Below are 8,962 nucleotides of genomic sequence, written 5' to 3'. Positions count from 1 at the left end.
TCGGCGCGAAGGTCATCGACAGCGCCTGGCCCTCGATCCGCTTCACCGACGACCCGCTCGCCTCGACCCTCCGGGCACAGGCCGATCACGCCGTGAAGACCGGTCTCCTCGAGAAGCCCGACCTCGACGGCATCTACGACCTGAAGGCACTCAACAAGATCCTCAAGGCCACGGGCAGCCCCGAGGTCTCCGACGCCGGACTCGGCGTCAAGTGAACACGTCCGCCGCTCATACCCAGGAGGTGACGACCATGGCCACGACCGCGACGCTCGCCAAGGCCGACGACCGTGCGACGGTGACGCACGCCGCCCGCATCGCCCATGTCTCGAAGTCCTTCGGCGGTCCCGCCGGAGGCCAGCTCGTCCTCGACGACATCTCGCTCGACGTCGCCCCGGGGGAGTTCGTCACGCTCCTCGGCGCGTCCGGGTGTGGCAAGTCGACCCTGCTCAACCTGGTCGCCGGACTCGACCGGCCGTCCGCGGGGTCCATCGAGACCCCCGGCGGCCGTCCCGCGCTGATGTTCCAGGAGCACGCCCTCTTCCCGTGGCTGACCGCGGGCAAGAACATCGAACTGGCGCTGCGGCTGCGCGGCGTGCCGAAGTCCGAGCGGCGCCCGGAAGCCGAGCGCCTGCTCGACCTGGTCCGGCTCGGCGGCTCGTACCGCAAGCGGGTGCACGAGCTGTCCGGCGGCATGCGACAGCGCGTCGCGCTGGCCCGTGCGCTCGCCCAGGACAGCGACCTGCTGTTGATGGACGAGCCGTTCGCGGCGCTCGACGCCATCACGCGGGACGTGCTGCACGACGAGCTGACCCGGATCTGGCGCGAGACGAACCTCTCGGTGCTGTTCGTGACCCACAACGTGCGCGAGGCCGTGCGCCTGGCCGAGCGCGTGGTGCTGCTGTCGTCCCGTCCCGGGCGGATCGCCCGGGAGTGGACCATCGACATCCCGCAGCCGCGTCGTATCGAGGACGCCGACGTGGCGGAACTGTCCGTCGAGATCACCGAAGAACTGCGTGGGGAGATCCGCCGCCATGGCCAGCACTGACACGACGGGCCCGAAGGCCACGACGGCCTCGAAGGCCGACGACCTGGCCGGCCTGGAGGCGGGCCTCGACGCGCTGGACGCGGTGCAGGTGCGCCGTACGCCGGTGCGCGAGGTCCTGGTGAAGAAGGTCCTGCCGCCGGTTCTGGCCGTGGTCCTGGTCCTCGCGGTCTGGCAGCTGCTCGTCGTGGCCGAGGTCACCGACGAGTCCAAGCTGCCCGCGCCGACGGCCGTCTGGGACAGCCTGACCACCATGTGGCTGGAGGGCACGCTCCTCGGGGTGCTCTGGACGAGCGTGTCGCGGGCCCTGCTCGGCTTCCTGATGGCGCTCGCCATCGGTACGCCGCTGGGTCTGCTGGTCGCCCGGGTGAAGTTCGTGCGCGCGGCGATCGGGCCTGTGCTCGCGGGCCTGCAGTCGCTGCCGTCGGTGGCGTGGGTGGCGCCGGCCGTGCTGTGGATCGGCCTCAACGACTCGATGATGTACGCGGTGATCCTGCTGGGCGCCGTGCCGTCGATCGCCAATGGGCTGGTGGCCGGTGTCGACCAGGTCCCGCCGCTCTTCCTGCGGGCGGGGCGCACGCTGGGCGCGACCGGGCTCAAGGGTGCCTGGCACATCGTGATGCCGGCCGCGCTGCCCGGCTATCTGGCCGGACTGAAGCAGGGCTGGGCGTTCTCCTGGCGCTCGCTGATGGCCGCGGAGATCATCGCCTCGTCGCCCGACCTGGGCCTGGGCCTCGGCCAGTTGCTGGAGAACGGCCGGAACAACTTCGACATGCCGGGGATCTTCCTCGCCATCATCCTGATCCTGCTGGTCGGTGTCGCCATCGACCTGCTGATCTTCAGTCCGCTGGAGCGCGCGGTGCTGCGCGGTCGTGGCCTGCTGGTGAAGGGCTGACCATGAGTGCGCCTGTCCTCCTCGTCATCGCCCACGGCAGCCGCGATCCGCGGCACGCCGCGACCGTGCACGCGCTGGTGCGCGAGGCGGGGTCGCTGCGGCCGGGTCTGCGCGTGGAGACGGCGTTCCTCGACTTCAACCTGCCGTCGGTGCCCGGGGTGCTCGACCGGCTCGCGGCCGAGGGGGTACGGGACGTGGTGGCGCTGCCGCTGCTGCTGACCCGTGCCTTCCACGCGAAGGCCGACATCCCGGCCGTACTGCGGCAGGCCCCTGCGGGTCTGCGGATCCGCCAGGCGGGGGTGCTCGGCCCCTCGCCGCTGCTGGTCGCGGCGGTGCAGCGACGGCTGTTCGAGGCGGGCCTGAAGGCCGCCGACAGAAGCTCGACGGGCCTCGTCCCGACCTCGGCGGGCTCCACGGATCCGGCAGCGACCACCGCGTGGCGCCGGGCGGTCGACGAGATGAAGCGCACCACCGGGGTCGTCCTGGCCTCGGCGGGCTCTACAGACCCGGAGGCGATCGCAGCGATCGCAGAAACGGCGCGGGAGCTGCGGCGCACCGGTTGGTGCTCCGTGCGGCCTGCGTTCGCCTCCGCATCTCTCCCGCGGACCGAGGACGCGGTCCGCGCGATGCGTGCCGACGGCGTACGCCGGGTGGCGGTGGCCCCCTACGTCATCGCCCCCGGCCGCCTGCCGGACCGCATCGCGGCCGGCGCGGCGGACGCGGACGTCCTGGCGGACGTCCTCGGCCCGTCGCCGGAACTCGCCCGCCTGCTCGTCGACCGGTACGAGGAGTGCCACGCGTCGGCTCGGACGCGCCTCGCGACCCGGGCCGCGGGATAGGCAGGGGCGGTCCGCCCCTGCCTGGCCCGCACAGGCTGCGGGGGGCGCGTCGTCGACGCTCGGTCGACGGTCCCCTCAGGCGGCCAGCGCGCGTCGCAGGACGGCGGCGACCTCGGCGATCTGGCGCTGCGAGACCTCGGCGGAGAGGATCGTCTGCGATCCGTGGAAGGTACCGGGATAGTGGTGGATCTCGGCCGGGACGCCCGACTGCAGCAGGCGCAGCCCGTACTCGATGGCCTCGTCGCGGGCCGGGTCGAACTCCGCGGTGGTGACGTAGGCCGGCGGCAGGCCGGACAGGTCGGTGGCGCGTGTCGGGGCGGCGTACGGAGTGGCGTCCTGGGTGCCGAGGTAGTAGCGCCACACCGTGGAGAGCGTGCCCCGGTCCACCCAGGGGGTGTCGGTGAAGTTCCGCTGCGACCACGTCTCCTGCCGGTCGTCGAGCGCGGGCTGGTTGAGGAGCTGGAAGCGGATCTGCGGGCCCTGCTCGTCACGTGCCCGTAGCGCCGTCGCGGCGGCGAGACACGCACCTGCGCTGTGCCCGCCGACGGCGATCCGCTCCGGGTCGATGCCGAAGTCGGCCGCGTGCTCGGCCGTCCAGGCCAGGACGGCGTACGCGTCGTCCAGGGCGGCCGGGAACGGGTGCTCGGGAGAGAGGCGATAGTCGACCGAGATCACCGTCGCGCCGGAGCCGAGCGCGATGCGGGCGGCCCACGGGTGCTCGGTGTCCAGGCTGCCGAAGACGAATCCGCCGCCGTGCAGCCAGACGACGGCGCCCTGTGCCTGGTGCGGGCGGTAGATCCGTATCGCCACGTCCGGATCGCCGGGCACCGTACGGTTCTCGATCTCCATGCCGGAGGTGTCCGGCACCGGGAACGCCGCGGCGCGTTCGGCGAAGTCCTTGCGCGCGGCGACCGGATCGGAGTAGTCCGGCTTCGGGATGAACGGGAGGAACGCTTCGAGTTCGGGATCCATGACGGCCATCCTCGCGGCCGTACCCCGCCGGGCGTCAGCGCCTGTCGTCGCGCTTCCGGTCCCCTTCGCGCGCCGATCGGCGCACCCCGTCCTCCTATCCTTCTCCCATGGAGGCACTGGCCGTTCGTCTGTCAGGACTTGATCCGTACGTCGAGGGTGCGCTCAGGGTCGTCGCGTTCTACGACACGCTGATGCGCCGCCGGGTGGATCTCCCCGCCCTCGCCCGGGCCTCGGCCGGCCTGGCGGAATGTGTGGCGGGCGTACGGCTCCACGGTACGGGCCGGACGATCAGGGTCGCGCCCGACGGCGCGGAGGCGTCCGCCCGGCCCGTGCCCGCCTCCGCCTCGGTGCCGATCACCCTCGACGGGGAGGAGATCGGCGTGGTCTGGCTGGAGCGGCCCGGCCCGCCCGGACCGCTCGACGCGGTCCTGCTCGACCGGCTCGCCCTCGCCGCCGCGGCGGTCGTCGAGCGGTACGGCCCCGCCACGACCACGATGGCGGACCCGGCCCTCGTCGAACTGGTCGTGAGCTCGGACACCGACGAGGCCGCCCGGGCACGGGCGTTGCGTCTCCTGGGCTTCGCCGCCGATCAGCCCGTGCGCGTCGCCGCCGTACGGTCCCGGCTTCCGCTCGACCGGATCGGCAGCCTGGTCTGCCCGGCCCGCCTGGTGAAGGCGGCCCCGCTCGCCGATGTCGGCGTCGTCCTGGCCACCACCGTGGACCCCGAGCGGTTTCCGGAGGGGGTACGGGCGGGGATCGGCGGCGCCGGGAGCCCGGCCCGTTCCTGGCGGGAGGCCCGCACCGCCCTCCGCTTCACCACCGCGCGCGAACCCGTCGTCCACCACGACGACCTGGGCGCCCTCGCGCTGTTGGCGGAGGTGCCCGAGGACGCGTCCCGCGGCAACGCCGACGTGGCCGCGATGGCGCGCATCACGGGCAACGCGGACGATGTGGAGACCCTGGAGGCGTACCTCGCCACCGGCTCGCTGCGTCAGGTCGCCGACCTGCTCCATCTGCACCACAGCAGCGTCGCCCGCCGGATCGAGCAGATCGGGCGGACGCTGGGCATCGACCTCACCACGGCGTCGGGGCGGACCCGGGCCGGCATCGCGCTCGTCGCGCGCCGGCTGCTCGACGACGGCCGGGCGGCCGAGGAGGCCACCCGCTCCCCGGTCAGCCGAAGTCGAGCCCGCCCGTCCGGGTCCGCTTGATCTCGAAGAGGTCGGAGTGGCCGGCGAGCAGCCGGAAGCTGTCGAAGAGGTCGGCCGCCTCCTTGCCGCGCGGGATGGCCCGCAGGACCGGTCCGAACCAGACCGTGCCGTCGACGTGCAGGGTCGGCGTGCCGACGTAGCCCTCCGCCTCGGGGTCCTTCCCGGCGTCGTGCCTGCGCCGGACGGCCTCGTCGTACGACGGGTCGTGGGCCGCCGCGGCGAGGTCGGCGGAGAGGCCGGTCACCGCGAGGGACTCGGCGATCACGGCGTCGAAGTCCGTGTTCTTCTCCTGGTGGATCCGGGTGCCGTAGGCGGTGTAGAGGTCGCGCAGGACCTCCTCGCCGTGCCGCTCGGCCGCCGCTGCCGCCACCCGTACAGGCCCTAGGGACGCGTCGACCAGCTCCCGGTACCAGTGAGGGAGTTCGTTGCCCACGTTGTGGAGGTACAGGCTCATCACCCGGAAGCGCAGCTCGATGTCGCGGTGCCGCTCGACCTCCAGCATCCAGCGCGAGGTGATCCACGCGAAGGGGCAGGCGGGGTCGAAGTAGAAGTCGACGACGGGCTTGGGCTCGGTCTCGGTGGTCATGCCGGGAAGCCTAGCCAGCCGTCGGCGGCACGGTCCGGGCCATTCGGGGCCCGTCCGACCGGGCCATTTCGGCCGGTGGCCGAGCCCTCCTGGACGGGCTCAAGCCCGGGTCATCTCCGCGAGCTTGACCACGGTGTTCCAGTTGCGGCTGGTGGCCACGATCCCCTTGAAGAGAGCGGGGCGGGAGAGCACCTCGCCGAGCTTGGACCGGCCGAGCCCTTCGGGGGCGTAGAGGTAGAGCGCCCGGTCGCCGAGCCGGAACTCCTCCGGCAGGAAGGCGTCCTGGTCGATCGAGGCGAACCGCTCGGGGGTGACCGGCTCGGAGAGGTAGGTCACGTGGAGCTGCTTGCCTTCGAGCTCCGCGGCCGGGAACGGGCAGGCGTCGACGACGGCGGCGAGGTAGTCGGCGTCGCGGACGAGGCAGTCGACGCGGAAGCCGAACCGTTTCTCGACGGCCTCCTCGATCGCGGTGGTCTGCTCCTGCTCGGTCGGCCGGTCGGTGTCGGTGGTGAAGACGGCGTTGCCGCTCTGCAGATAGGTCCGGACATCGCGGTGGCCGAGCTCTTCGAGCAGTGAACGGAGGTCCGCCATCGGTACCTTGCGGTGCCCGCCCACGTTGATCCCGCGCAGCAGCACGGCGTACGTCGTCGTCATGGCCCCACGATAGGGCGGCCGCCGCGCCCCGTGGGGGAGGGCACGGCGGCCGCCGGTATGCGGAGCCGCCGCTGCCGGGCCGCTGGATCACGCGGCCCGGCAGCGGCATGGTGGCCCGGCTACTCGACGATCTTGAGCAGCTTGTTCGCGGTGCCCGCGGACGGGTTGCTGATCTTGTCCGCGGTGGCGCCGTCGACCAGCGCCTTGGCGACCTGGTCCGGCGTGGCGTCCTTGTGCGCCGCGAGGTAGACGGCGGCGGCGCCGACCACGTGCGGGGTCGCCATCGACGTGCCGGAGATGGTCTTCGTGCCCTCGTCGCTGTCGTTCCACGCCGAGGTGATGTCCGAACCCGGGGCGTAGAGGTCCACCACGGAGCCGAAGTTGGAGAAGTCGGACTGCTGGTCCTCCTTGGTGGAGGAGGCCACCGTGATGGCCTCCTTCACGCGGGAGGGGGAGCCCTGGCCGGCGTCAGAGGACTCGTTGCCCGCGGCGACACCGAAGGTGACACCGGCGGCGATGGCCTTCTGCACGGCCTCGTCGAGGGCCGGGTCGGCACCTCCGCCGAGGCTCATGTTGGCGACGGACGGGCCCTGGTGGTTCTTGGTGACCCAGTCGATGCCGGCGACGACCTGCTCGGTCGTGCCCGAGCCGTTGTCGTCGAGGACACGGACGGCGACGATCTTCGCCTTCTTGGCGACACCGTGCGCGGCGCCGGCGATGGTGCCGGCGACGTGCGTGCCGTGGCCGTTGCCGTCCGAGGCGTCGTCGTCGTTGTCGACCGCGTCGAAGCCCGAGGCGGCGCGGCCCTCGAAGTCCTTGTGCGTGATGCGGACCCCGGTGTCGATGACGTAGGCCGTGACGCCCTCGCCCGCGCCGTCCGGGTAGGTGTACTTGGAGTCGCCGGCCGTGTCGGCCTGGTCGACCCGGTCCAGGCCCCAGGACGGCGGGTTGTCCTGGGTCGCGTTGATGGTGAACTTCTTGTTCTGGACGACCTTGGCGACGGCCGGGTCGGCGGCGAGGCGCTTGGCCTCGGTCTCCGAAAGGCCGTTCACCGAGAAGCCGTTGACGGCGGAGTCGTAGCTGCGGCGCAGGGTGCCGCCGTACTCCTCGGCCAGATCGCCCTTGTCGGCCTTCTCGTCCAGCAGAACGATGTAGCTGCCTGCGACGGCGCCTTCGACGCCGAGTCCGTGGACCGTTCCGAGGGCGGGTGCGGGGGCCGCGCCGGCGAACGGGCTGACGATGACGGTGACTCCGGCCGCTGCTGCGATCGCGGTCGAGACGGCGATGAGCTTGGTCCGGCGGACACGCTTGTGTATTGCCATGAAGAGGGGTCTCCTCGTCAGGATTTGTGGGGGGTCGAGCCTCCGGAAGGAAACTCTCCGGCGGCTGCCTCGAAACCCTTGCTCATTGACGAGTGCAAATCAAGACCTTCATACATCTGTGATTTACACAACAAGTCTTCGTAATAATCAATGGGGCATCTCGCCCCAACTCGGCCCACACGTAAGGCCCCTGGGACTTTCCCAGGGGCCTGCATCAGGATTTCGTCACGGCAGTTCGGCCTCGATCAGGTCCGCCGCACGCGGCGTTCCACCCTCGTTCGCCATTCGCTCCTGGACCTCCCGGGCACGGAGGGCCACATGGGGATCGCTCACGAGGGCGAGGACGGCCTCGCGCAGGCGCTCGGGAGTCACCTCCGCCATCGGCAGGTGCCGCGCCACGCCCAGCGACTGGAGCATGTCGGCGTTGCCGAACTGGTCGGTGGCCAGCGGAACCGCGACCATCGGGGTGGCGGTGGCCAGCCCCTCCTGGCTGCCACCCGCCCCGGCGTGGGTGATGAAGGCGTCCGCCTGCCTCAGGATCGCCAACTGAGGTACCCAGGAGTGCACTTCGATGTTGACGGGAAGCTCCCCCAGCTCGGCCGGGTCGACGAACGCGCCGACCTGGAGCACGACATGCCAGCCGGGCAGGTCGCCGAACGCGGCGACGCATGCCCGGTAGAAGTCCGGCTGCTTGGTGAAGGCCGACCCCAGCGAGACCAGGAGGACCTTCTCCGCGCCCGCCGGCCGCCGCCACTCCCCCTGGTCGGCACGGTCGCCCTGGCAGGCGCCGACGAAGGTGAAGACGGACTCGTCGACCCGGTCGGCGTGCGGCTGGAGGGCGCGCGGGATGAGGACGAGCGCGCGGCGGGGGCGGGCGACGAGCCGGTCGGGGTGGGTGTCGACACCGTGCTCGGCCAGCCATTTCTCGAAGCGGGCGTAGTACGCCCTGCCCCGCTCGGAGGCCTTGAGCTCGGCGAACATGGGCTCGGCCACCTCCTCCTCGTACCCCTTCCATGGGACGAGATTCGGCCAGAGTCCCACGACGGGCACACCCCACCCGTGTGCGAGGACGGGCGCCGGGTAGGCGGTGATGTCGTGGAGGACGAGGTCCGGCCGGTCGTCGTCGAAGGCGGCGGCGAGCTGGGGCAGCGCCTGGATCGCGTCACGGAGGAAGGGCTCGATGTTGTCGATGAGTTCGGTGCCCCATGCGTCCGGGTCCTCGTCGGTCGGGAGCGTGGAGGTGTAGACGACGGGGGTGGCACCGGTGGCGGCGACCTTGTCGGCGAAGGAGGCGGGGATGGCGTAGCTGACGCGGTACCCGCGGGCGACGAGCTCGCGGATCACTTCGAGGCTCGGGTTCACATGGCCGTGGGCGGCGATCGAGAACATGGCGATGTGGGCGGGACGCGGGGTCGTGGTCATGCACTCACATTAAGCGAGA

Annotated in this window: 9 protein-coding genes and 1 pseudogene; 5 read left to right on the top strand and 5 right to left on the bottom strand. The window is 71.8% G+C overall.

Translation table 11 applies throughout. The features are described 5' to 3' along the window. The 4 genes and pseudogenes from ACF1G2_RS32635 to ACF1G2_RS32620 form a co-directional block, all read left to right on the top strand. Positions 1 to 215, top strand: a pseudogene (locus tag ACF1G2_RS32635) (sulfate ABC transporter substrate-binding protein); the annotation flags it as partial. A gap of 35 nt (positions 216 to 250) precedes the next feature. Further along, positions 251 to 1,045, top strand: coding sequence for an ABC transporter ATP-binding protein (locus tag ACF1G2_RS32630; protein ID WP_391801766.1), 795 nt, complete (start codon positions 251 to 253; stop codon positions 1,043 to 1,045). Continuing rightward, on the top strand, positions 1,032 to 1,937 hold the full coding sequence (locus tag ACF1G2_RS32625; RefSeq protein WP_391801765.1) for an ABC transporter permease: 906 nt from the start codon (positions 1,032 to 1,034) through the stop codon (positions 1,935 to 1,937). The genes ACF1G2_RS32630 and ACF1G2_RS32625 overlap by 14 nt, the downstream gene beginning before the upstream one ends. Before the next feature lie 2 nt (positions 1,938 to 1,939). Beyond that, complete coding sequence (locus ACF1G2_RS32620) at positions 1,940 to 2,776, top strand: sirohydrochlorin chelatase (RefSeq protein ID WP_391801764.1); 837 nt, start codon at positions 1,940 to 1,942, stop codon at positions 2,774 to 2,776. A gap of 75 nt (positions 2,777 to 2,851) precedes the next feature. Here the strand turns inward: ACF1G2_RS32620 and ACF1G2_RS32615 are convergent, their stop codons facing one another. After that, positions 2,852 to 3,748, bottom strand: a complete 897-nt coding sequence (locus tag ACF1G2_RS32615) for an alpha/beta hydrolase (protein ID WP_391801763.1) — start codon at positions 3,746 to 3,748, stop codon at positions 2,852 to 2,854. Positions 3,749 to 3,855: 107 nt separating this feature from the next. Between ACF1G2_RS32615 and ACF1G2_RS32610 the strand changes: the two genes are divergently transcribed. Then, on the top strand, positions 3,856 to 4,959 hold the full coding sequence (locus ACF1G2_RS32610) for a helix-turn-helix domain-containing protein (RefSeq protein ID WP_391801762.1): 1,104 nt from the start codon (positions 3,856 to 3,858) through the stop codon (positions 4,957 to 4,959). Here the strand turns inward: ACF1G2_RS32610 and ACF1G2_RS32605 are convergent. The 4 genes from ACF1G2_RS32605 to mgt all read right to left on the bottom strand — a co-directional run bounded on the left by ACF1G2_RS32605 (position 4,922) and on the right by mgt (position 8,943). Beyond that, a complete protein-coding gene (locus tag ACF1G2_RS32605) occupies positions 4,922 to 5,545 on the bottom strand; it encodes a DsbA family protein (RefSeq protein WP_391801761.1) in 624 nt (207 codons plus the stop codon). The genes ACF1G2_RS32610 and ACF1G2_RS32605 overlap by 38 nt on opposite strands. Before the next feature lie 99 nt (positions 5,546 to 5,644). Further along, a complete protein-coding gene (locus tag ACF1G2_RS32600; protein ID WP_391801760.1) occupies positions 5,645 to 6,199 on the bottom strand; it encodes a DUF1697 domain-containing protein in 555 nt (184 codons plus the stop codon). A gap of 119 nt (positions 6,200 to 6,318) precedes the next feature. Further along, positions 6,319 to 7,521: a S8 family serine peptidase gene (locus ACF1G2_RS32595; RefSeq protein WP_391801759.1), complete on the bottom strand. Its 1,203-nt coding sequence runs from the start codon at positions 7,519 to 7,521 to the stop codon at positions 6,319 to 6,321. A gap of 225 nt (positions 7,522 to 7,746) precedes the next feature. Continuing rightward, the gene (gene mgt / locus ACF1G2_RS32590) at positions 7,747 to 8,943 is read right to left on the bottom strand and encodes a macrolide-inactivating glycosyltransferase (protein WP_391801758.1); all 1,197 of its coding nucleotides are present in this window, start codon (positions 8,941 to 8,943) and stop codon (positions 7,747 to 7,749) included. Positions 8,944 to 8,962 lie beyond the last annotated feature (19 nt).

Source organism: Streptomyces sp. NPDC013457 (assembly GCF_043089925.1).
Classification (GTDB): Bacteria; Actinomycetota; Actinomycetes; order Streptomycetales; family Streptomycetaceae; genus Streptomyces.
Note: the sequence above shows the minus strand (reverse complement) of the source record. Positions and strands in the feature narration are given on the sequence as shown.